Origin of the sequence: Brachybacterium sp. NPDC056505 (genome assembly GCF_042794925.1) — a bacterium.
GTDB lineage: Bacteria > Actinomycetota > Actinomycetes > Actinomycetales > Dermabacteraceae > Brachybacterium > Brachybacterium kimchii.
In genome coordinates this window covers 143533-164089 of record NZ_JBHTSV010000005.1, presented here as the reverse complement: position 1 = coordinate 164089, position 20557 = coordinate 143533, and the positions used below count along the sequence as shown (strand labels likewise).

22 protein-coding genes are annotated in these 20557 nt (G+C 73.1%); 8 read left to right on the top strand and 14 right to left on the bottom strand.

Annotated elements, in window-relative coordinates:
* Positions 1–89: 89 nt before the first annotated feature.
* Together ACFQ53_RS05750 and ACFQ53_RS05745 are read right to left on the bottom strand one after the other, a co-directional pair.
* On the bottom strand, positions 90–860 hold the full coding sequence (locus ACFQ53_RS05750) for a glucose 1-dehydrogenase (RefSeq protein WP_377856632.1): 771 nt from the start codon (positions 858–860) through the stop codon (positions 90–92).
* Positions 861–945: 85 nt separating this feature from the next.
* Positions 946–1632 carry a transcriptional regulator gene (locus ACFQ53_RS05745; RefSeq protein ID WP_377856629.1) on the bottom strand — a complete coding sequence of 229 codons (687 nt, stop codon included), beginning with the start codon at positions 1630–1632 and terminating at the stop codon, positions 946–948.
* Between the two features lie 238 nt (positions 1633–1870).
* On the opposite strand from ACFQ53_RS05745, the gene ACFQ53_RS05740 reads away from it, so the two are divergent.
* Genes ACFQ53_RS05740 through ACFQ53_RS05710 form a run of 7 tightly spaced genes read left to right on the top strand, consistent with a single transcriptional unit; the run spans position 1871 to position 8396 of the window.
* Entirely contained in the window at positions 1871–3265 is a 1395-nt protein-coding gene (locus tag ACFQ53_RS05740) for an MFS transporter (protein ID WP_377856626.1), read from the top strand.
* 1 nt (position 3266) lies between these two features.
* Positions 3267–4925: an amidohydrolase family protein gene (locus tag ACFQ53_RS05735; protein ID WP_377856622.1), complete on the top strand. Its 1659-nt coding sequence runs from the start codon at positions 3267–3269 to the stop codon at positions 4923–4925.
* A gap of 48 nt (positions 4926–4973) precedes the next feature.
* A complete protein-coding gene (locus ACFQ53_RS05730; protein ID WP_377856620.1) occupies positions 4974–5360 on the top strand; it encodes a RidA family protein in 387 nt (128 codons plus the stop codon).
* Between the two features lie 38 nt (positions 5361–5398).
* Complete coding sequence (locus tag ACFQ53_RS05725) at positions 5399–5932, top strand: PfkB family carbohydrate kinase (RefSeq protein WP_377856618.1); 534 nt, start codon at positions 5399–5401, stop codon at positions 5930–5932.
* Positions 5929–6435 (top strand): PfkB family carbohydrate kinase, encoded by a 507-nt coding sequence (locus tag ACFQ53_RS05720; protein WP_377856616.1) that lies wholly within the window; start codon positions 5929–5931, stop codon positions 6433–6435. Before ACFQ53_RS05725 ends, ACFQ53_RS05720 begins: the two co-directional genes overlap by 4 nt.
* Positions 6432–7049 (top strand): bifunctional 4-hydroxy-2-oxoglutarate aldolase/2-dehydro-3-deoxy-phosphogluconate aldolase, encoded by a 618-nt coding sequence (locus tag ACFQ53_RS05715; RefSeq protein WP_377856614.1) that lies wholly within the window; start codon positions 6432–6434, stop codon positions 7047–7049. The genes ACFQ53_RS05720 and ACFQ53_RS05715 overlap by 4 nt, the downstream gene beginning before the upstream one ends.
* Positions 7050–7106: 57 nt before the next feature.
* A complete protein-coding gene (locus ACFQ53_RS05710; protein ID WP_377856611.1) occupies positions 7107–8396 on the top strand; it encodes an alanine racemase in 1290 nt (429 codons plus the stop codon).
* A 77-nt stretch (positions 8397–8473) separates the two neighbouring features.
* Here ACFQ53_RS05710 and ACFQ53_RS05705 read toward each other — a convergent pair whose 3' ends face one another.
* The 12 genes from ACFQ53_RS05705 to ACFQ53_RS05650 form a co-directional block, all read right to left on the bottom strand.
* Positions 8474–9346 (bottom strand): class I SAM-dependent methyltransferase, encoded by an 873-nt coding sequence (locus ACFQ53_RS05705; RefSeq protein WP_377856608.1) that lies wholly within the window; start codon positions 9344–9346, stop codon positions 8474–8476.
* Positions 9343–10212, bottom strand: coding sequence for an ABC transporter ATP-binding protein (locus tag ACFQ53_RS05700; protein WP_377856605.1), 870 nt, complete (start codon positions 10210–10212; stop codon positions 9343–9345). Before ACFQ53_RS05700 ends, ACFQ53_RS05705 begins: the two co-directional genes overlap by 4 nt.
* Positions 10209–11300, bottom strand: a complete 1092-nt coding sequence (locus tag ACFQ53_RS05695; RefSeq protein WP_377856602.1) for an ABC transporter substrate-binding protein — start codon at positions 11298–11300, stop codon at positions 10209–10211. Before ACFQ53_RS05695 ends, ACFQ53_RS05700 begins: the two co-directional genes overlap by 4 nt.
* Positions 11301–11329: 29 nt before the next feature.
* Positions 11330–12562 carry a FecCD family ABC transporter permease gene (locus tag ACFQ53_RS05690; protein ID WP_377856599.1) on the bottom strand — a complete coding sequence of 411 codons (1233 nt, stop codon included), beginning with the start codon at positions 12560–12562 and terminating at the stop codon, positions 11330–11332.
* Positions 12563–12660: 98 nt separating this feature from the next.
* Positions 12661–13080, bottom strand: a complete 420-nt coding sequence (locus ACFQ53_RS05685; protein ID WP_377856596.1) for an ArsR/SmtB family transcription factor — start codon at positions 13078–13080, stop codon at positions 12661–12663.
* Positions 13077–13871, bottom strand: a complete 795-nt coding sequence (locus tag ACFQ53_RS05680; RefSeq protein ID WP_377856593.1) for an urease accessory protein UreD — start codon at positions 13869–13871, stop codon at positions 13077–13079. Before ACFQ53_RS05680 ends, ACFQ53_RS05685 begins: the two co-directional genes overlap by 4 nt.
* Before the next feature lie 23 nt (positions 13872–13894).
* Positions 13895–14659 carry an urease accessory protein UreG gene (gene ureG / locus ACFQ53_RS05675; protein WP_377856702.1) on the bottom strand — a complete coding sequence of 255 codons (765 nt, stop codon included), beginning with the start codon at positions 14657–14659 and terminating at the stop codon, positions 13895–13897.
* Positions 14660–14759: 100 nt separating this feature from the next.
* Complete coding sequence (locus ACFQ53_RS05670; protein ID WP_377856590.1) at positions 14760–15542, bottom strand: urease accessory protein UreF; 783 nt, start codon at positions 15540–15542, stop codon at positions 14760–14762.
* 10 nt (positions 15543–15552) lie between these two features.
* Positions 15553–17256: an urease subunit alpha gene (locus ACFQ53_RS05665; RefSeq protein ID WP_377856587.1), complete on the bottom strand. Its 1704-nt coding sequence runs from the start codon at positions 17254–17256 to the stop codon at positions 15553–15555.
* Positions 17256–17651: an urease subunit beta gene (locus ACFQ53_RS05660; RefSeq protein WP_377856584.1), complete on the bottom strand. Its 396-nt coding sequence runs from the start codon at positions 17649–17651 to the stop codon at positions 17256–17258. Before ACFQ53_RS05660 ends, ACFQ53_RS05665 begins: the two co-directional genes overlap by 1 nt.
* 9 nt (positions 17652–17660) lie before the next feature.
* Positions 17661–17963: an urease subunit gamma gene (locus tag ACFQ53_RS05655; RefSeq protein WP_377856581.1), complete on the bottom strand. Its 303-nt coding sequence runs from the start codon at positions 17961–17963 to the stop codon at positions 17661–17663.
* Positions 17964–17969: 6 nt separating this feature from the next.
* Complete coding sequence (locus ACFQ53_RS05650; RefSeq protein WP_377856578.1) at positions 17970–19652, bottom strand: purine-cytosine permease family protein; 1683 nt, start codon at positions 19650–19652, stop codon at positions 17970–17972.
* Between the two features lie 242 nt (positions 19653–19894).
* Between ACFQ53_RS05650 and ACFQ53_RS05645 the strand changes: the two genes are divergently transcribed.
* Positions 19895–20554 (top strand): YitT family protein, encoded by a 660-nt coding sequence (locus ACFQ53_RS05645; RefSeq protein WP_377856575.1) that lies wholly within the window; start codon positions 19895–19897, stop codon positions 20552–20554.
* Positions 20555–20557 lie beyond the last annotated feature (3 nt).

The following is a 20557-nucleotide window of genomic DNA, read 5'->3' as shown; positions in this document are numbered from 1 at the left end:
AGACGCGCAGGGGCCGACGCTAGCGCGCGATCAGCGGGCCGACGAGCGAGATCTGCCCGCACCCCGGGATCCTCGGCAGCCACCCGGCGTCACACCACCGTGTATCCCCCGTCGACCGTGAGCACGGAGCCGGTCGCGAAGCTCGAGGCGTCGGAGGCGAAGTAGAGAACCGCCGGGGCGATCTCCTCGGGCATGGCGTAGCGCTTCATGGGGGCGTCCTCGATCCAGCGCTGACGCAGGGAGGGGTCGTCGACGGGCGCCATCTCGGTCTTCACGTAGCCCGGGGCGACGGCATTCACGCGGATCCCGTGCTCCGCCCACTCCATCGCGAGCGACTTCGTGAGGTGGTGGACCGCGGCCTTGGAGGCGTTGTAGATCGGCTGCAGCTGGGGACGGTTGACGATGTCCCCGGACATGGATCCGATGTTCACGATCGAGCCGCGACCTGCGGGGATCATCGCGCGCGCCGCGGCGCGACTCATCTCGAAGACCCCGCCCACGTTCGTGTCGAGCACGGTGCGCAACTCCTGCGCGGTGACGTCGAGCGCGGGGGCGTGGAAGCAGGCTCCGGCGTTGTTGACGAGCACGTCGAGACCCCCGCCGAGCTCCACGGCCGCCGCGACGGCCGCTTCGCACGACGCCGGATCCGTGACGTCCAGGGCGATGCCGAGGGTGCGCCGGCCGGTCTCCTCGGCGAGGTCGCGCGCCGCGTGCTGGGAGGCGGCGCCGTCGCGGGCGCCGATGACGATGTCTGCCCCGGCCTCGGCGAGACCGCGCGCGAAGGCGAGGCCGAGTCCGCGGTAGCCGCCGGTGACGATCGCCGTGCGGCCGGTCAGGTCGAAGGTGGAGAGGATGCTCATCGGGGGATCACCGTCTTCGTCGAGGGGCGCCGTGGGAGACCGCGCTCAGATCGCGGCCCGGTGGCAGGGACGCTACCGGAGCCGCTCAGCCCCGCCGCACCTCGTCCAGGTACCCGTACGTCGTCACCCGCGAGACGCCGAGCCGCGCGGAGACCCGCTCGGCGGCGCGCTTGATGTGGAAGGCGCCCCTGCCCTCGAGCAGTCGCAGCACCTCGATGCGATCGGCCTTCGTCATCGCCGGTGCGGGCTTGCCGACGGCGGCGACGGCCTCGGCGATCATGTCGTCCAGGACGTCCGAGACGTTCGGGACCACGAGCTCCTGGGGCTCGGAGGCGGCGTCCTCTGTGGCGGCGGGGAGCAGCGCGGTGAGCGCGTCCATCGCGCCCTGCACCGGGGTGAGGTCGCGGTTGATGCACAGCGCCGCGATGATGCGGCCCTCGTGGTCGCGGTAGTAGACCGAGGAGCTGATCAGCTCGCGCCCGTCGGCCGTGCGGGCGCGATACCCGAAGGCGTTGTGGTCGCGGCTCTGGTCGTGCAGCACCTCCGCGCCGAGGTTGGTGGAGGGGCCGCCGACCCTTCGGCCGCTGACCTCGCCGTGGAGGATCGCGTGGATCGAATGCTCGAGGTCGCCCGCCGAGAGGTCGTGCAGGACCACCTCGCAGTGCGGCCCGCCGACGGCGGCGATCGCCTCCATCACCGGCGCGAGAGCGCGATGGGCCTCGTCGATGTCGGCGAAGCGCACGTCGGTCTGCGCAGCTGAGGTCGTCGTCACGGCACTCTCCGTTCGTCGATGCACCGCCATCATCGCACCCGGGTGCACAGACATTCTGTCAGGCTCCTAGAATTTCAGTACACATTTAGGTAGTCTCGCACCGCATCGGCGCTCGACCGGCTCCGATCACCCCGCTTCTGCCGCGCGCCCCGCCCTCTCGAGGTGAGGGCGCGCCCCATCCGCAGGCCACGTCGAGGAGGACACGAGCCATGACGACGACCCCCGCCGCGAGGCGCTCATGAGCGCCGCGACCCCTCAGCGTTCCCCGGAGTCCTGGGCCGCGCACGGTCCTGCCGGGGCCGGCCCCGGCACCGCCGGGCCCGGGCGCCCGCGCCGCAGGCAGGCGCGCACCATCGCCGGCGGCGCCGTCGGCACCCTGATGGAGTACTTCGACTACTACCTGTACGGACTCGCGGCCGCCGCCGTGTTCCCGCAGGTGTTCTTCTCGGGCAACGACCCCTTCGTCGCCCAACTCGAGTCCTTCGCGACCTTCGCCGTCGGCTTCCTGTTCCGCCCCCTCGGCGGCGTCGTGTTCGGCTACATCGGCGACCGCATGGGCCGCAAGGTCACGCTGCTGGTCACGGTGATCGGCATGGGCCTGTCCACGGCCGCGATCGGGTTCATCCCTCCCGACCACATGATCGGTCTCGCAGCGCCCGTGCTGCTGCTGGTGATGCGGATGCTCCAGGGCCTGTTCGTGGGCGGGGAGATGGGCGGCGCGGCGACGATGGTCGTCGAGCACGCGCCCGTCGGCCGGCGCGGGCTGTTCGGCGCCTTCCTCATCAGCGGGGCCGGGGTCGCGAACGTGCTGTCCGCGGGCATGATGGCGGGCCTGGGACTGGGGCCGGACTCGTTCTTCATGACCTGGGGCTGGCGGATCCCGTTCGTCTTCTCCCTGGTGCTCTCCGTGTGCGCGGTGCTGCTGCGGCGCCAGCTGCAGGAGTCCGCGGAGTTCACGACCCACACCCAGGAGATCGAGCTGGGCAGGATCCGGCGCCGCTCCCCCATCGTCGAGGTGCTGCGCCACCCCCGGAACACGATCCTGGGCATCCTCATCGGCCTCCCGCAGTCCATCGCGGGCTACATCGTGCTCACCTACGGGCTCTCGTACATGGTCTCCGGCGGCGTCCCGCCCCAGGTGGGCTTCCTGGGGACGATGATCGTGGGTGTGCTGCAGTTCTTCGTCGCCCCCGCCTACGGGGCGCTCTCGGACCGGGTGGGCAGGCGCCGCGTCTACATCGCCGGCTGCATCGGCTTCGCCCTGCTGGTCTGGCCGGCGTTCCTCCTGTACGGGACGCACGTGCCCGCGCTCATCTGGCTCGGCATGATCGTGGGGTTCGTGATCCCCGGCGTCATGATGCAGGGGACGCTCTCGACCCTGCTCACCGAGATGTTCGACGTCGAGGAGCGCACCACCGGCGTGAACGTCGGCTACCAGCTCTCCAACACGCTCGGCGGCGGACTCGCCCCCTTCATCGCGACCGCGCTCGTGGGCTGGGCGAGCGGAGAGATCTGGCCGGTCATCGTCTACGTCGTCGTCATCTGCCTGATCGGTGCGATCGCCACCGCCGCCGCCTCGATCCGCCCCGATACGGCCGACGCCGGTCGGCTCCGCGCCCTGGAGACGACCTGACATGGGCCGACTGCTGATCCGCGGAGGGCGCGTCGTCCCCGGTGACGGCGCCGCGCCTGTGCGCGCCGACGTGCTCGTGGACGGCGAGCGCATCGTCGAGGTCTCCGCGCCGGGCACGGGACGCGCGAGCGCCGACCTCCCCGGGACGCACGTGATCGATGCCGACGGACGCCTCGTGATGCCCGGCTTCGTGGACGCGCACTCCCACGCCGACGCCGCCGTCTTCGACGAGGACGTGCAGCTCGCGCTGCTGCGCCAGGGCATCACCGCCGTGATCGGCGGGCAGGACGGCGTCTCCTTCGCCCCGGGCGACGGCGCCTACGCCTCGGAGTACTTCGCACCGATCAACGGCGCGCACCCGGGGTACCCGCGGCGCACGGGCGGGGCGGGATCCACCTCCCCCGGAACCCGCTCTTCCGGCAACCGCTCCCCCGGCACCCGCGTCGCCGACCTGCTGGCGAGCTACGACGGCGGGATCCCGCTCGGCGTGGCCTACCTGGTGCCTGCCGGGACGGTGCGCCACGAGGTGATGGGACCGGCGCAGGACGCTCCGTCGGCCGCGCAGCTCGAGCGCATGGTGGCCCTGGTGACAGAGGGCGTAGCCGACGGGGCCGTGGGCCTTTCCACCGGGCTCGACTACGCGCCGGGCATCTTCGCGGACGCCGCCGAGATGGCTGCGCTGTGCGCGCCGCTCGCGCCCGCGGCCCTGCCGTACGTGACGCACATGCGCGGCGGCTACGAGGACAACGCGCGGGTGGGCGTCGAGGAGGCCGGGCGCATCGGCGCCGCCGCCGGCGTGCCCGTGCACATCTCGCACTTCCACACCCCGGCCGACGAGGCCGCGCGACTCATGGACTGGCTCACCGGCCAGGGCGTCGTCGGGAGCTTCGACGCCTACCCCTACACGCGCGGCTGCTCGATCCTCGCGATGACCATGCTGCCGCCGGAGCTGAACGCGATGCGGGCCGACGACCTCGTGCCGCTGCTGCAGGACCCTGCGCAGCGGGAGCGCCTGCGCCGCGAGTGGTTCCCGCGCGTGGCGAAGAACCCGAGCCTCGGCGAGGAGTGGCCCGAGCTGATCACCCTCGCGCACACCTCCGCGCCGGAGCTCGCGTGGGCGCCGGGCCTCACCCTCGCCCAGATCGCGCAGCGCCGCGGGACCGACCCCGTCGATGCGGCCCTGGACGTGCTGGTCGCCTCTCGCCTGGACGCGAACGCCATCATGACCGCGCACCATCAGCGCCCCGTCGAGGACCTGGGACGGCTGCTCGCGCACCCGGCGCACATGGGCGGGTCCGACGGCATCTTCATCGGCGCGCACCCGCATCCCCGCGCCCGTGGGACCTTCGCGTCCTACCTCGCCACCTATGTGCGCGAGCACGGCTTCCTGAGCTGGTCGCAGGCCGCGACGCACCTGTCGACCGCGGCCGTGGACCGCTTCCACCTGGGCGATCGCGGCCGCATCCGGCCCGGCGCGATCGCCGATCTGGCCCTCGTCGACCCCGACGGCGTGCGGGACGCGGCGACCTACGCCGCGCCGCTGCAGCTCGCCGAGGGGATCGACGACGTGATCGTCGGCGGCCGCCCCGTCCTCGCGGACGGGAGACTGACCGGCGAGATGCCGGGCGGCGGCATCCGTGCGTCCGCCGCCCGCCCCTGACCCATCCGTCCACCCCGAGCACCACCGCTCACCCATCGAAGGAGAACCATGAGCATCGAGAAGAAGGCCATCGTCAGCGAGAGCGCGCCCCAGCCCGCGGGCCCCTACAGCCAGGGCATCGTCAGCGGCGACCTGCTGTTCACCGCCGGCTTCGGCCCGCAGGACCGCGCGAACGACAACGCCGTCGCGGACTCCGTCGGCGAGCAGACCCGCCAGGTGCTGCGCAACGTCCGCTCCGTCCTCGCCGAGCACGGCGTGGACATGGACGCCGTGCTGAAGACGACCGTCCACCTCGCGGACCTCGCCGACTTCGCCGAGTTCAACGAGGCCTACGCCGAGTTCTTCACCGAGCCCTACCCGGTGCGCACCACCGTCGGCTCGCAGCTCGCGAACATCCTCGTCGAGATCGACGTCGTCGCCCGCGTGAAGGCCTGAGGACCAGGAGCGGACGCGAGGTGACGGGAGGACGCGAGGTGAGCAGCGAGGAGACCGCGGCGGCCCGTGCCGCGCGGGCGGAGCCGAGGACGCGGTCCCGGCCCATCGACGTGCTCGCGATCGGCGAGACGATGGCGCTGGTGACGCCCGCCCGGCCGGAGCCCCTGGAGTCGGCCCGCGACTTCTACGTGGGCACCGGCGGCGCGGAGTCCAACGTCGCCTGCCACCTCGCGTCCGCCGGTCGCGCGGTCGAGTGGTTCAGCGCCCTGGGCGATGACCCGCTGGGCCGGCGCGTGGGCGCGTTCATCGAGGCCAGCGGCGTCTCGATCGCGCGCGTGCGTCACGATCCGGATGCGCCGACGGGCCTGTACGTGAAGGACCCCGGCCGCGGCGTCTCCTACTACCGGAAGGGCTCGGCCGCCTCGCGCCTGGGTCCCGGCGATCTGTCGGCGATCGACGCGACGCAGGTGCGGATCGTGCATCTGAGCGGCATCACGCTCGCCTGTCCGCGAGCTGCCGGGACCTCGTGGGCATTGCGATCGACCGCGCGCATGCGGGCGGAGCGCTCGTGAGCTTCGACGTGAACCATCGCCCGACGCTCTGGCAGACGACCGCCGAGGCCGCGGAGGCCATCGAGGAGGCGGCACGACGGGCCGACGTGGTGTTCGTCGGCCGCGACGAGGCCGAGGTGCTGTGGTCCGCCCGGACCGCGGACGACGTGCGCGCGCTCTTCCCGCAGGTGCCGCACCTCGTGGTCAAGGACGCCGACGTGGAGGCGGTCGAGTTCGCCTCCGAGGTCTTCGACGACACCGGCGCGGGCAGGACCGCGGTGGCGACGCCCCGCGTGGAGGTCGTCGAGGCCGTCGGCGCGGGCGATGCCTTCGCCGCCGGATGGCTCGACGCCCTGCTCGATCAGGCCCCGCCCGCCGTACGGCTCGCGCGCGGCCACGCCTGGGCGGCCCGCGCCCTCTCGAGCACGCAGGACATCCCGGAGCACGGCGGGCGCCGCGAGGGCGACGGGTCGGCCTCTTCGGGCATCGACCCCGCGCACGAGACGCAGGAGGCAACAGCATGAGCACGACGGCCGACGCCGGCGCCTGGTTCGACGAGGCGTTCCGCGCTGCGCCGCTGATGGCGATCCTGCGCGGCATGGGCACCGCGCGCAGCCTCGAGCTGGCCCGCACCGCGTGGGACCTGGGCATCGACGCGGTCGAGATCCCGATCCAGAGCCCGGCCGACGAGGAGGCCCTCGCCGCCGTCGTCGCGGCCGGACGCGAGCGCCGCAGGTCCGTGGGCGCCGGCACCGTCGTCGACGAGGCGACGGTCCGCGCCGCGGCGCGGGCGGGGGCGGCGTTCACGGTGAGCCCCGGTTTCGACCTCGACGTCGTGCGCGCGAGCGAGGCGGCCGGGATGCCGTCGCTGCCCGGCGTCGCCACCGCCTCCGAGGTTCAGCTCGCGCAGAAGGCCGGGCTGACCTGGCTGAAGGCGTTCCCCGCCTCCGTGCTGGGCACCGACTGGTTCGCCGCCCTGCGCGGCCCGTTCCCGGGCATGCGCCTCGTCGCGACCGGCGGCATGCACGCGCGCAACGCACCCGACTTCCTCGCCGCGGGGGCGCAGGTGGTGGCCGTCGGCAGCGCCCTGGCCGACGAGGCCGAGCTGCCACGGCTCGCACAGATCATCGGGCGCTGACCGCCCGGAACGACGCTCCCCGCACCGAACGACCCCCGACCGAGGACGATGGATACCATGACGACGACGCAGCCCACTGCCCCGACCACCCGCACCGTCACCGCGGAGGACAAGTCCTTCCCGGCCGCGCTCGTCGGCCGCGATGTCACCGCCCTCGACGCACCGCTCTCCGGCTTCTCGACCCCTCTGTTCGTCCTGGACGGCGCGGCGATGGACCACAACCTCGCCACGATGGCCGCGTGGACGAGCGCGCGCGGGCTCGAGCTGATGCCGCACGGCAAGACGACGATGGCGCCCGCGCTGTGGCACCGTCAGCTCGCCGCGGGCGCCACCGGGATCACCGTCGCGACGGGCTGGCAGGCCGGTGTGGCCCTGCGCGCGGGCATCCCCACCGTGCAGATCGCGAACATGTGCCTGGATCCGGGGCTGCTGGGGCAGCTCGCGGCGCACCTGGCCGAGCACCCGGAGCAGGAGGTCGTGTGCTGGGCGGACTCGCTCGCCGCGGTCGTACTCATGGAGCGGGCGCTGCCCTCCGATGCGCGTCTCGGGGTGCTCGTGGAGCTCGGGGCCGACGGGGGACGCACGGGCGCACGCACCGAGGAGGAGGCTCTCGCGATCGCCGAGCGCATCGCCGCCTCCCCCGTGCTCGCCCTGCGCGGCGTCGCCGGGTACGAGGGGGCGCTCGCGCACGACCGCTCCCGCGCGGCGCTCGACGCCGTCGGCACCTACTGTCGGCGCCTCGCCGCGCTCGTGGAGCAGGTGCGGCCGCTGGTCGAGGGCGCCCCGTGGGTCACCGCGGGCGGCAGCGCCTACTTCGACCTCGTGGCCGAGGCGATCGCGGGCATCGCGGACACCCGCGCGATCCTGCGCTCGGGCGCATACATCGTGCACGACAGCGGCTTCTACCGGGGCATCTCGCCCCTGGATGCGACCCGCGGCGTCGCGGACGACGAGGCCCTGCGCCCGGCGATGTTCGCCTATGCGCGCGTGGTCTCCCAGCCCGAGCCGGGGCTCGCCCTGCTCGATGCCGGCAAGCGCGACGTGCCCTTCGACGAGGGCCTGCCCACGTTGATCGCCGTGGCGGACGGACTCGGCGGCGAGGAGCGCGCAGTGCAGCCCGGGGCTCTCGAGGTCACGGCGCTGAACGACCAGCACACCTTCGTGCGATGGGATGCGGCCCCCGGTGCGGACGGCGCGCCCGGCGCGGCGGACGGGGCGCCCGTGCGGATCGGGGACGTGGTGACGCTGGGTCTCTCCCACCCGTGCACGGCCTTCGACAAGTGGCGCCTGGTGCCGGTGATCGACGCCGATGGCATCGTGCGGGAGGCCGTCGAGACGGTGTTCTGACCGCGAGAGCCGACGGCCGTGCGTCCCGACCGTCGGCGTCCGCCCTCGGTCGCCCGCGCGCCCGGTGCCGTTCCCCGCTACCCGCACACGGCCCGGTACAGCATCTGCAGCTGGGGGTGGTGCCCGGGCGCGACTCCTTGACGGCGGTCCAGGTCCAGCACCTCCTGCAGCGGGGTCACCGTCACCTGCGTGAATCCGCTGGACTCGAGGGCCGAGAGCACCTCGTCCTCGCGACCCGCGGCCAGGGGCAGATGCTCCAGCGCACCGTCGCCGTAGGCATGCCGGAAGTCCGCGCGCCGCTCCCCCGCCAGTCCCTCCCCGAGGTCCTGGCCCGCAGAGAACCAGGCGGAGTCGACGGCCGCGATGATCCCGCCGGGCCGCAGCAGATCATGCCAGGTCGCGAGGGCCGATACCGCGTCGCGAAGCGTCCACAGCACGTAGCGGCTGACGATCGCATCGAAGCTGCCGGTGGCGAAGGGCGGGGCGACGGCGTCACCGGGCAGGAAGCGCACGTCAGCGGTCGCGAAGTGTGAACCCGACGCCGCGGCGCGCTCGTCGGCGATCGGGACCCGCGCGCCGGTCGCCTTGACGCGCGCCCGCTCGAGCATCCCCGGGGCGAGGTCGATGCCCGTCACGCGGTGGCCGAGCTCGGCCACCTGGAGGGCGACGTTCCCGCTGCCCGTGCCCACGTCGAGCACATCGAGCGTGCGAAGTACGTCGGTGCGCGCCCGCGCCGCGGCCACTTCCGCGGCCGCCTCCCGGGGCGCTGCCGCAGGCGCGGGCGCCTCCCGGGGCGCCTCCGGGCGTGTCGCCGCGGGCACGAGGGCTCGCTCCCACACGTCCCGCCAGGTCCGTCGGGCGTCCTCGGAGCGCAGGCGCGCGGTCTGCTGGGCGTCGTACTCGTCGGCCCATCGGGACCAGTACGCGTTCATCCGCTCCTGCACGCTCATGCGCTGCTCCGATGGTGAAAGAGGAACTGGACGGTGCCGTCCGGCGCCCGCAGCTCCTGGGCGCCGACGCCGTAGACCTCCTCGAGCGACGCGGCGCGCAGCGCCTCGGCCGGCGGCCCCTCGGCGAGGAGCCGGCCCTCGTGCAGCACCGCGATCCGGTCGCAGTACCGGGCGGCGAGGTTGAGGTCGTGCAGTACGACGATGGTCGACAGCCCCAGCTCCCGCACGATGTGCAGCACCTCGTGCTGGTAGCCGACGTCCAGGTGGTTCGTCGGCTCGTCGAGCAGCAGCACCTCGGGCTGCTGGACGAGCGCGCGGGCGATCAGGACGCGCTGGCGTTCGCCGCCCGAGAGGGTCGCCAGGTCCCGGCTCGCGAGCGCGAGCGCACCCACCTGCTCGAGGGCCGCGCGGGCGATCTCGCGGTCCTCCCCGGGTCGTGATCGCAGGCCGCGGTGGGGCGCGCGTCCCAGGAGCACCGTGTCGGCGACGGTCATCGGCAGCTCGCCGCCGCTCTCCTGCACGACGACCGCGAGCCGTCGCGCCCGCTCCCTCCCGCCGAGGGAGCGCACCGGCGTCCCGTGCAGCAGCACCTCGCCGCGGTCCGGGCGCAGGGCGGCGGTGAGCGCGCGCAGCAGCGTCGTCTTGCCGCTGCCGTTGGGGCCGACGAGGCCGAGGACCTCGCCGCGGCCTACGGACAGGTCCACGCCGTCCAGTACCACCGCGGTCCCGAAGGCGTGGTGGATGCCGTGGGCGCTGAGCACGGCAGAGGGCTTCGTGCTCGTGCCCGTGCCGGTGTCCCTGCTCGTGCCCGTGCCGGTGCCCGTGTACCTGCGCGTGCCCGTGTCCGTACGCCTGCGTGTGCTCATGCGTGGATCTCCGAGAGCCAGCGCGAGAGCTGCTCGGCGCCGTCGACGACGAGGGCCGACGCGGGCTCGGTGAAGTTGAAGAGCTGGGCGCGCACGCGTCCTTCGCGCACCGCATCGAGGTCGCCGATCCCCGCGCTGCGCTCGAGCTCTGCGAGCACGTCGGAGCCGTCGCCCTCTCCCTGGTAGAGCACGATGAGGTGCTCGGGATCGGCGTCGATCAGCGCCTCGCTGCTGACCTCGAACACGCGCTCGGTCGAGGAGGCGAACGCGTTGTCCAGGCCCACGGCGTCCAGCTGCGGCGTGGCCATGGAGGCGGCCCCGTAGGTGTACAGGGGCCCGCCGCCCACCGTCGGATACAGGACCGCGGCGCTCATCCGCTCCCGCGAGGAGGCGCCCTCGCGCACGGCGTCCAGGCGCTTGCCGAGCGCCGTGACGAACTGCTCCGCGGCGTCCTGGCGGTCGAGGATCCTCCCGTACAGCCGCACCTCGTCGTAGAGGTCGTCCCAGGTGGCGGCGCCGGCACCGCCGCAGTAGACGTTCTGGACGAGCACCTGTGCGCCGGCAGCGGCCAGGCCCTCGCGGGTCACGCCGTCCGGCAGGCCCAGCACGAGGTCCGGGGACTGGGCGATCACCACCTCCTGGTTGATCTGCAGGTGGCCGGCGCCGTTGATGTCGTCGGAGAGAACGTCGATGGCCGCGACCCGCTCGGCGAGGTCTCCGAAGTGGTCCGCCTGGTAGTAGGCGGCCGGGAACACGCCGGCCTTGGCGACGACCCGATCCAGCACGCCGAGTCCGTCGAGCAGCGTGACGGGTGCGGTCTCGAGCAGGACCAGGCGCTCGGGGGCGGACTCGAACCGCAGCTGCGCATCGCAGTTGGCGATCTCGAGCGGGAAGCGCGTCGTGCCCTCCCCGTCGGAGGGGCCGCCGGCCGCTGCGGAGGAGGCCGCGCCGTCGTCGCATCCCGTGAGCGCGCCGGCGCCGAGCGCGCCCAGCACGAGCGGCGCGAGCAGCGCGGTGCGGCGAGGCAGGGATCGGCCGGACAGCGCCCGACGGGGCACAGTGCGGCCCGGCGATGTCGCGAGGGGCATCGTTCGGCGGGGCGTCGTCCGGCGGGACATCAGAGGCCTCTCGTGTGCAGGCGGCGCACGAGCACCACCAGGAAGGGGGCGCCGACCAGGGCGGTGAGGACGCCGATGGGCAGTTCGCGCGGGGCGAGCGCGATGCGGGCGATCGCGTCGGCCCAGATCAGGAAGAGGGCGCCGAGCAGGGCGGTCACGGGCAGCATCCGGCGGTGCACGCCGCCCACCAGCCGCCGTGCCAGATGCGGGATCACCAGGCCCACGAAGCCGATGGCCCCTGCGGCGCTCACGGCCGCCCCGGTGCACAGCGAGACCACGGCGAGCAGCCCCACCCGGGCGCGATCGGGGTGGATGCCCAGAGACCAGGCGGTGTCGTCGCCCGCGGCGAGCGCGTCGAGGACCGGTCCGAGCACGGTGAGCAGGAGCGTGCCCAGCACCCCGGCGAGGATGACCAGGGCCAGGAAGGCGTCCCAGTGCCCCAGGGCGAGCGAGCCGAGCATCCAGAACATGACCGACCTGGATCCCTCCGCGGAGTCCGAGGTGAAGATCAGCAGGTTCGTCACCGCTGAGAGCACGTAGCCGACGGCGATCCCGGCCAGCAGCATCCGCAGCGAGGTCACCGCGCCGTGGGCGCGCGCGAGGACGAGGACGGCGAGCGCGGCGATCATCGCGCCGGTGAAGGCGAGCACGGGCTGGGCCGCCGCCCCGAGCATGCCGCCCGCGCCGAACAGGATCGCGGCGGCCGCGCCCGCCGAGGCGCCGCCGGAGATGCCCAGGACGTAGGGGTCGGCCAGGAGGTTGCGCACCATGGCCTGCAATGCCGCCCCGCACACGGCGAGGCAGGCGCCGACGCCCGCGCCGAGCACGACGCGCGGGGTGCGCACCGCCCAGATGATCGAGTCCTGCGCGGAGGTCGCGTGGGGGTCGACGGGCAGGCCGAGGTGGGCGAGGACGATCTCCGCGGCGCGCAGGGGCGGGATCGCGACCGGGCCGATGCCGAGGCACACCACGATGCTCACCAGCGTGGCCGCGGCGAGCGCGAGGGTCCAGAGATGCGCCCGACGCGCGCGCCGGACGGCGCCGAGCGGGTCCGCGTCGGGGATCGCGGGCGGGTCTGTGATCGCGAGCGGGTCGGATGGCGCAGCCCGTCCCGGTGCCGTGGTCGGGCCGGCGGCCGCGAGCGGGTCGGGCGCGGCGGCCGGACCGGACGCCCCGGGGCGCTGCGCGCCGGGATGCTGCGCGGTGGATCCCGGTGCCTCGAGTCGCGTCATGGTTGCAGATCCTTGCAAGTGTCGGGAGAGGGGTCGAGGAGTTGCCGTCGGATGGCACGGCCCGCGCGCGGCCCGCGCCCCGGTGGGCGCGGAGTCGGTCAGGAGCTGTGCTCGACCCCGGGCAGGTGGGTGGAGCCGATCTCGTGGAGGATGCGATGACCCAGGGGGTCGGCGAGGTGGTAGCGCACCTCGCGGCCCTGCTGCTCGGTGCGCAGCCAGCCGTTCGCGCGCAGCAGGGAGAGGGCGTGGGAGGTCGTGGACTCCAGGGCGCCGGTCACCCGGGCGAGGTCCGAGCTGCGGATGCCCGGATGCGCGTGGACGGCGAAGAGGATCCGCAGTCGGCGGGGATCGGCCAGCACCGAGAGCCGGCGCGCGAGGTCATCGAGGTCCTGCGCGCTCTCGAGCAGCTCGGCCGTGGCGCGCACGGCATGCTCGCCCTCGAGGGCCGCGGGGCCGACGGGGGCGTGGTCGTGCGCGTCGGTGCTCGGTGCCGTCTCGCGCGCCCGGGCACGCTTCATGTCCTCTCCCACTTCTCCATGATCGCCCCGATCCCGCTCGCATGCGCGTGCGGGCCCAGGGAACGGGCGATCGCACCGGCGCGTTCGAGGTGCAGGACGCGGGGCGCCGCCGATCCCGGGGCAGGAGGGGCGACCGCAGACCCGGTCCCGACGGCGGAGACGGAGCCCGCAGCCGTCGTGGCGCTCGAAGCGTCTGCGGGATCGGGCGGCCGGCACCCGAGCAGCAGCGCGGAGTCCAGCACCCTGTGGTCTCCCAGCACTCCCGCCCGCGGCCGGGCGCCGTCGAGAGCGAGGTCCTCGAGGAAGACCGGCGTGCCGTCGGCCTCCCGAGCGTGCACTGAGCTGCGCAGCAGGCCGCCGCGCTCCCCGCTGCGTCCCAGCACGAGGGTCTCGCGCAGGAGCACGGAGGAGTGGCGGCCCAGCTCGATGCTCGTCGTGCGGTCCACGTCCGCCCCGCCCGCGATCACGAAGGGATGGGCCCGCCACAGGAGGCGGGAGCACTTCCCCAGCCGGATGGTGATGTCCATGCGGCTGGGCTCTCCGGTGCTCTCGTAGGCGACGGTGCCGCCGACGTCCTCGATCTCCAGGACGCACCCGTCCTCGACCTCCACCTCCACACGCACGTGGTCGCCGCCGAGCAGCATCGCGCCGCCCGCGACCAGGGCGACGTGTGCCCAGCGGTCGCCGCGCCCCACGGTGCGGGGCTGCAGGAGCCCCGGGACGAGGCGCAGCCGCGCCGGGCCCGGGGTCTCCGGGCCCGGCGAGCCGGGCGCGATACGGATGCGGGTCATGGCAGTGGTGCGAGGCGGCGTGATCAGCGCCGGGATGCGAAGCCGTGGTCGTGGTCGTGGTCGTCACTGTGCTCATGCTGGTGCCCATGTTCGTCGTCGTGCCCGTGCTCGTGGTCGTGGCTGTGCGGGAGATCCTCCCCGGCGTGGAAGTGGGGCGCCATGGGGCCCGGATCCTGGGGCTCGTGGGTTCCGGCCTCGTGGGCGGCGAGCACCTGGAGCACCCAGGCGCGCAGCTGCTCGACGGTCTCCTCCCGATGGCGGGAGAGCGCGAGCACCGGCCGGCCATCCCGGGCCTCGAGGCCGTCCGCGACCATCTGGTCCACATCCACGCCCACGTGCGGGGCGAGGTCGATCTTGTTGACCACCAGCAGGTCCGCGCGCCCGATGCCGGGTCCGCCCTTGCGCGCGACATCCCCGCCGCCGGCGACGTCGAGGACGAAGAGCTGGGCGTCCACGAGCGCCGGCGAGAAGGTCGCGGTGAGGTTGTCGCCCCCGGACTCGACGAGCACGACGTCCAGCGGGTCGAAGTCCGCCTCGAGCTGCTCGACGGCGGCGAGGTTCGCGGTGACGTCGTCGCGGATGGCGGTGTGGGGGCAGGCCCCGGTCTCCACCGCGCGGATCCGCTCAGGCTCGAGCACCCCCGCGGAGCGCAGGAAGCGCGCGTCCTCGTCGGTGAAGATGTCGTTGGTGATCACGCCGAGGCGGATCTCGTCGGCGAGCGCCCGGCACACCGTGGCGATCAGGGAGCTCTTGCCGGTGCCGACGGGCCCGGCGACGCCCAGCCGCAGGGCGCGCCGACCGGCTCCGGGCGCCGGGGCGCCCGGAGCGACCGCGGCCGATGCGGCCGGGACGGGGTTGGCCGACTGAGCGGCCTTGACGGTGGTGGATTCAGGCACGGAACAGCCTCCTGGGGAGCACGGACTGGTCCTCTGACCAGCCCTCGATCTGGGGTGCGCCGACGGCCGGGAGGCGCGTCGGGTCCTGCAACGCTGCGAGAGCGTCGACATGGGGCTCGAAGCGGGCGCAGGCCTCGAGCACGAGAGCGGCTCCCTGTCGCGGGTCGCCCGGCTCGAGCTTGAGGGATGCGGCGACCACGGTCTGGGCGTCGTCGTACGCGACGAGCCGGGCCAGATCGTGGGGGCCGAGGTCCGTCGCGGCGGCGACCGCCCCGAGGACCAGGGGGCGCGGCAGGTCCTCCTGCCCCGCCAGCGCATCGGGCCACAGCACCTGGGCGAGGCGACGCAGCCCGTCGCCGAGCGCCACGGCGATGCGCCGCTGGGCCCGGCTCGGGGTGCGCGCCGCCCACTCCGCGCGCAGCGGCGCGAGCGGTTCCGCGCGCTCGGTGAGGCGGCGGGCGAGGATCGCCGCGCCGGCCTCCACGCGCGTCACCGTGTCCATGCGGGAGGCGAGGTAGTCGCCGACGCTGCCGGGCGCGAGCCCGTCCAGGAGCGCCGCCTCCAGCGCGTTCGAGGAGACGTGCGCTCCGATGGGCAGGCGCGAGTCGGCGAGCACCATGAGGAGGGTCGACGCCGGGACGGGCGGAGTGCTCCCGGTTCCTCGCCCACGGGCCGGGCCGACGGGGGCGGCGGTCTCGGGGCGGCCGGGCGCGGGGCCGCCGGTCGCGGGACGGCCGGGCGCGGGATGGCCGGGCGTGCGGAGAGAAGCGGTCATGTCGGCGGGCTCAGAACATCTGGTAGAGCTGGGCCAGGGGCAGGCTGCGGGCGGGGTGCGGCTGGACCCTCTCGCCGTCGATGCTGATCTCGAAGGTGTCGGGACGGATGTCGATCGAGGGCAGCGCGGTGTTGTTGCGCAGATCGGCCTTGGACACCTCGCGGGTGGATGCGACGGGTAGCAGCTCGCGCCGCAGTCCGAGCTCCTCCCCGAGCCCATTCTCGATGGCGGCGGGGGCGACGAAGGAGACCGACAGGTGCGCGCCGATCGCATCGCCGAAGGCGGGTCGCTGCAGCACGGGCTGGGGCGTGGGGATGGAGGCGTTGGGATCACCGAGTGCTGCCCAGACGATCATCCCGCCCTTGAGCACCAGATCCGGTCGCACCCCGAAGAACCGCGGGTCCCACAGGACGAGGTCGGCGAGCTTGCTGGGCTCGACCGATCCGATGTGCTCCTGCACGCCGTGGGCGATCGCCGGGTTGATCGTGTACTTGGCGACGTAGCGACGGGCCCGCTCGTTGTCGGCCGGGAGGCTCTCCCCGAGCGCGCCCCGCCGCTGCTTCATCACGTGCGCGACCTGCCAGGTGCGGGTGATGACCTCTCCGATCCGTCCCATCGCCTGGGCGTCGGACGAGGTGATCGAGAGGGCGCCCATGTCGTGGAGGATGTCCTCGGCTGCGATGGTCGTGGCACGGATGCGGGACTCGGCGAAGGCCAGGTCCTCGGGGACCGAGGGCTTGAGGTGGTGGCACACCATGAGCATGTCGAGGTGCTCGGCGACGGTGTTCACGGTGTGCGGCAGGGTCGGATTCGTCGATCCCGGCAGCACATGGGCCAGGGACGCGATCTCGAGGATGTCCGGGGCGTGCCCGCCGCCGGCGCCCTCGATGTGGAAGGCGTGGATGGTGCGCCCGTCGATCGCGCCGATGGTCGACTGCACGAATCCCGTCTCGTTGAGCGAGTCCGAGTGGAGCGCGACCTGGAGCCCGTGCTCCTGGGCGGCGCGCAGGGAGGCGTCGATCGCGGCGGGCGTAGCGCCCCAGTCCTCGTGCACCTTGTAGCCGGCCGCCCCGCCGAGCGCCTGCTCGGCGAGCGCCTCGGCGCTGACCGTGTTGCCCTTGCCCAACAGCAGCACGTTCACCGGCAGCGCGTCGAGCGCCTGGTGCATGCGCCCCAGATGCCAGGCGCCCGGGGCGACGGTCGTCGCGCGCGAACCCTCGGACGGGCCGGTCCCTCCTCCTCCGACGGTGGTGATGCCCGTGGCGAGCGCTTCGTGGATCTGGGAGGGCGAGAGCAGATGCACGTGGGTGTCGAAGGCTCCCGCGGTGAGGATGCGCCCCTCCCCCGCGATCACGTCCGTGGAGGGGCCGATCTGCAGCTGCGGGTGGATGCCGTCCTGCACGTCAGGGTTGCCGGCCTTGCCGAGGGCCACGATGCGGCCGTCGCGCAGCCCGACGTCCGTCCGGACGACTCCCCACCAGTCAAGGACGATCGCGTTGGTGATGACGGTGTCGAGGGCTCCGTCGGAGCGCGTCGCGGTGCCCTGAGCCATCGATTCCCGGATGGACTTGCCGCCGCCGAACACAGCCTCCTCGCCACCGAAGGTGCGGTCCTGCTCGATCTCGATCCAGAGTTCCGTGTCCCCCAGGCGCACCTGGTCCCCCGTCGTCGGCCCGTAGAGCGCGGCATAGCGCTCGGCGCTGATCCGGACCATCAGTGCTCCTCCCGCGCGTCGGAGCGCTCGTCGTGGTCCGGGCGGACGTGGAGGTCAGAGCGCTCGTCGCGGTCGGGCCGACGGATCTGCAGGCCGGGGACCCGTCCGGTGCCTCCCAGGCGGACGATCTCCACCTGACGGGAGGCGCCGGGCTCGAAGCGCAGCGAGGTGCCGGGCGGGACGTCCAGTCGGAAGCCCCGCGCGGCGGCGCGATCGAAGGCGAGTGCCGCGTTGACGTCGGGCAGGTGGATGTGGGAGCCGATCTGGACGGGTCGGTCGCCGGTGTTCTCCATGACCAGCGTCCGCCGATCCTCCGGGCGTGCGCGGAGGTTGAGCTCGCGCGTGCCGGGACGCACGCGCAGCGCGCCGGGAGGCGAGGTCGGGTGCCGGGTCATGGTTCTCCTTCAGGCGATCGGGTCGTGCAGGGTGACGAGCTTGCGGCCGTCGGGGAACGTCGCCTCGACCTGCACGTCCGTGAGCATCTCGGGGACGCCTTCCATCACCTGCTCGCGGCTGAGGACCTCGCGGCCGCCGACCATGAGGTCCTCGACCGCCGCCCCGTCGCGGGCCCTCTCGATCACCCAGCAGGAGAGCAGGGCGACCGTCTCCGGGTGGTTCAGGCGCACGCCGCGCGCGAGGCGGTCTCGGGCGACCATGCCGGCGGTGGCCAGCAGCAGCTTCTCGGTGTCGGCCGGGGTGAAGCGCACGGGACCTCAGTCCCTCGGCAGCACGTGCACGCCCGTGCGGTCGGTGGTCAGCGCGAGGGAGCTGAGGTACTGCGTCTCGCCGTCGGGGCCGGGCACCGCGGAGGCGATCATGTCGGGGCGCTCGAAGTCCATCCCGGTGACGTGGCAGGTCAACGTCTCGCCCGTGGGGTTGCCGTGCTCGTCGTACATCGGGAGGTCGATGCCGTCCTCGCTGCGCCGCAGGTAGAAGCGGCCTCCGGTCGCGATCGCCATGAGTGGGGTCGCGACCACCGCGATGCCCACCGCGAACAGCGGGGAGAAGGGCTGCACGGCCTCGCCGAGGGCTCCGAAGTAGATGGCGATGGAGATGCCTGCGGAGAGCAGCAGCGACACGATGCCCACCGGGTTCCAGTCGTGGAGCATGCCGCGGCGGAACTCGGGCTTCTTCGGGGAGATCCCCAGAAGGTGCTTGTTGATGACGATGTCTGCGGCGACCACGCAGATCCAGCTCATGGCGACGTTCGCGTAGAAGCTGAGGATGGCGTTGAGGAAGTCGAACATGTTCGCCTCCATCAGCACCAGGGCGATGCCGAGGTTCACGGCGAGGAAGACCAGACGCCCGGGATAGCGCTTGGTGAGCCGGGTGAACGAGTTCGTCCAGGCGAGCGAGCCGGAATAGGCGTTGGTGACGTTGATCTTGATCTGCGAGATCACCACGAGCACCACCGCGAGGAGCAGGGCGAGCCAGGCGGGCATGAGCTGCTCGTAGGTGACGAGGAACTGCTGGACGGGCTCGTTGGCGAAGTCGCGTGCGCCGGGGATGTTCGCCACCAGGTAGACGGCCAGGAACATGCCGAGGATCTGCTTCGTCGCGCCGAACAGCACCCACCCGGGGCCACCCAGGATCGTCGCCGCCCACCAGGAGCGCCGGTTCTGCGGGGTGCGCGGCGGCATGAAGCGCAGGTAGTCGATCTGCTCGGCGATCTGCGCGATGAGCGAGAGGCAGACGCCGGCGGCGAGCATCGCCGAGGCGAAGTTGACGCCCTCGCCCGACTCGCCGGTCCATGACAGGAAGGTCTCCACGGAGTCGGGGTGCGAGATGACGAGGTAGGCGACGGGGATGACCATGAGGATCAGCCAGATGGGGGTCGTCGCGACCTGGAGCTTCGCCAGTCCCTTCATCCCATAGATCACGAGCGGGAAGATGATGAGCGTGGAGGCCAGGTAGCCGATCCAGCGCGGCAGGCCGAGTCCGAGGTACAGGCCCTGCGCCATGATCGAGCCCTCGGTGGCGAAGAAGATGAAGGTGAACGACGCGAAGATGACGTTCGTGATCACCGAGCCGTAGTACCCGAAGCCGCTGCCGCGGGTGATGAGGTCCAGGTCGAGGTTGTATCGGGCCGCGTAGTAGGCGAGCGGGAAGCCGCTGAGGAAGATGATCGCGGCCGCGACGAGGATGCCGATGATGCCGTTGACGGTGCCATGTGTCAGTCCGATGTTGGCGCCGATGGAGAAATCCGCCAGGTAGGCGATGCCGCCCAGTGCGCTGGTGGCCACCACAGCGGGCTTCCACCGGCGGTAGGAGCGGGGTGCGAACCGCAGCGTGTAGTCCTCGAGGCTCTCGGCGGTCGCCGCCTTCACGTCGTCCGCGGGAGCGTTTCCGACGCCCTGGCGGGCGGTCGGCGGCGGGGCGGGTGCATCGAGGCTCATGGGGATCTCCCGATCAGTCACGGCGGGCAAGGAACACCCGGACGCTATGGAGCCGCCCCGGCAGGAGGCCGCCCCACCCAGCTGCGTTATCTGTTCGTGATCCGGCATCCCGAGGAGTGGGCGGCGCGGTGCGCGGCGCTGGCGGGGCCCCGGCGCCGCCCGCGCAAGCGCGATTCCGGAGGACCGTACGTCCGGCGTCGCGAAGCACCGGATCTCCGGGATGCTCGCCCTAGGGTGACGCCATGCCCCGCACCACCGACCCCTCAGGACCCGCGACGAAGGAGACCCCTCCCCCGCCGCCGATCGACGTCGTCATCCCCCATCGGCCGACGGAGGACGTGCTCGGCGTCATCACCGGCACCTTCCTCGCCTCGCTCGGGCTCTTCCTGCTGCAGTGCGCAGGCGCCGTCACCGGCGGCACAGCGGGCCTCGCACTGCTGCTCACCCACGCCCTCCCGGTCCCCTTCGCCGTTCTGTTCGCGGTGGTGAACCTGCCGTTCTTCGTGCTCGCGCTGTGGAAGAAGGGCTGGTCGTTCACGGTGCGGACCGTGATCTGCGTGGGGCTGATCTCGCTGTTCAGCCTCGTGCACCCGCGGTTCCTCGCGCTCGGGCACGTGCCGCTGGTCTACGCGGTGATCGGTGGGAACCTGCTGGTGGGCGTCGGCCTGCTCATCATCTTCCGGCACCGCGCGAGCCTGGGCGGCTTCAACATCCTCGCGCTGATCCTGCAGGAGCGCGCGGGGCTGCGCGCCGGCTACGTGCAGATGGCCATGGACGTCGCGGTGATCCTGCTGTCCCTGCTGGTGCTCGATGTGCCGCGGGTGCTGCTCTCCGCCGTCGGCGGGATGATCCTCAACGTGGTGCTCGCGCTGAACCACCGCCCGGAGCGGTACCGGGCGTGAGGC

Bases quoted from the DNA above. Each gene is read 5' to 3' on its own strand.
- ACFQ53_RS05750 (WP_377856632.1), bottom strand. From the start codon at position 860: ATGAGCATCCTCTCCACCTTCGACCTGACCGGCCGCACGGCGATCGTC.
- ACFQ53_RS05665 (WP_377856587.1), bottom strand. From the start codon at position 17,256: ATGGTCCGGATCAGCGCCGAGCGCTATGCCGCGCTCTACGGGCCGACG.
- ACFQ53_RS05740 (WP_377856626.1), top strand. From the start codon at position 1,871: ATGAGCGCCGCGACCCCTCAGCGTTCCCCGGAGTCCTGGGCCGCGCAC.
- ACFQ53_RS05685 (WP_377856596.1), bottom strand. From the start codon at position 13,080: ATGAAGCGTGCCCGGGCGCGCGAGACGGCACCGAGCACCGACGCGCAC.
- ACFQ53_RS05660 (WP_377856584.1), bottom strand. From the start codon at position 17,651: ATGACCCGGCACCCGACCTCGCCTCCCGGCGCGCTGCGCGTGCGTCCC.
- ACFQ53_RS05650 (WP_377856578.1), bottom strand. From the start codon at position 19,652: ATGAGCCTCGATGCACCCGCCCCGCCGCCGACCGCCCGCCAGGGCGTC.
- ACFQ53_RS05645 (WP_377856575.1), top strand. From the start codon at position 19,895: ATGCCCCGCACCACCGACCCCTCAGGACCCGCGACGAAGGAGACCCCT.
- ACFQ53_RS05700 (WP_377856605.1), bottom strand. From the start codon at position 10,212: ATGAGCACACGCAGGCGTACGGACACGGGCACGCGCAGGTACACGGGC.
- ACFQ53_RS05715 (WP_377856614.1), top strand. From the start codon at position 6,432: ATGAGCACGACGGCCGACGCCGGCGCCTGGTTCGACGAGGCGTTCCGC.
- ACFQ53_RS05730 (WP_377856620.1), top strand. From the start codon at position 4,974: ATGAGCATCGAGAAGAAGGCCATCGTCAGCGAGAGCGCGCCCCAGCCC.
- ACFQ53_RS05705 (WP_377856608.1), bottom strand. From the start codon at position 9,346: ATGAGCGTGCAGGAGCGGATGAACGCGTACTGGTCCCGATGGGCCGAC.
- ACFQ53_RS05690 (WP_377856599.1), bottom strand. From the start codon at position 12,562: ATGACGCGACTCGAGGCACCGGGATCCACCGCGCAGCATCCCGGCGCG.
- ACFQ53_RS05695 (WP_377856602.1), bottom strand. From the start codon at position 11,300: ATGCCCCTCGCGACATCGCCGGGCCGCACTGTGCCCCGTCGGGCGCTG.
- ACFQ53_RS05670 (WP_377856590.1), bottom strand. From the start codon at position 15,542: ATGACCGCTTCTCTCCGCACGCCCGGCCATCCCGCGCCCGGCCGTCCC.
- ACFQ53_RS05680 (WP_377856593.1), bottom strand. From the start codon at position 13,871: ATGACCCGCATCCGTATCGCGCCCGGCTCGCCGGGCCCGGAGACCCCG.
- ACFQ53_RS05735 (WP_377856622.1), top strand. From the start codon at position 3,267: ATGGGCCGACTGCTGATCCGCGGAGGGCGCGTCGTCCCCGGTGACGGC.
- ACFQ53_RS05710 (WP_377856611.1), top strand. From the start codon at position 7,107: ATGACGACGACGCAGCCCACTGCCCCGACCACCCGCACCGTCACCGCG.